Source organism: Paenibacillus sp. IHBB 3054, from assembly GCF_051594305.1.
Lineage (GTDB): Bacteria > Bacillota > Bacilli > Paenibacillales > Paenibacillaceae > Paenibacillus_AQ.
The window spans coordinates 1-536 of sequence record NZ_JBOFBG010000155.1; the positions used below are offsets into that span (position 1 = coordinate 1).

Consider the following 536-nt stretch of genomic DNA (forward strand, 5'->3'; position numbering starts at 1 on the left):
AATAGAAAAGCTTCCTCAGTCCTAGAAGAAGATAGAAATTTTGTCTATGTTGAAAATGGACAAGCCATGACAGACAGTCGAAGTATTGCGGACAAGTTTGGTAAGCGTCATGCGGATATTTTAAGAAGTATTAAAACGCTCGAATGCAGTGCTGAATTTACTGAACGCAATTTTGCGCTAAGCGAGTACATGGACAAATCTGGAAGAAAGAATCCGTATTACAAGGTGACTCGTGATGGATTTGTATTTCTGATTACAGGTTTTACGGGTAGGGAAGCTGCGAGGTTCAAAGAAGACTATATTGCCGCCTTTAATCAAATGGAAATCCAGTTACAGGGATTGCTTGCTTCGGCACAATCAAATCCATTGGTTATAAGTGAAGTGGCATTTACTCAAATGAAGGAACGCGTAAAGGAAGTAGAGCAGCAACTGAACCACGTAACCAAAGAGATCACTCTCATAACGTGTGAACAGAAGATGTTGCATGCTGCTATTAGACGCAGGGTCATTTTGATGGCTAATCAACCAAGCCAGCG

1 protein-coding gene is annotated in these 536 nt (G+C 41.2%); it reads left to right on the forward strand.

The window, feature by feature from the left end:
• Positions 1 to 536, forward strand: a 536-nt coding sequence (locus ACQ76X_RS36225; RefSeq protein WP_438498706.1) for a Rha family transcriptional regulator, incomplete at both ends; no start/stop codon positions are given.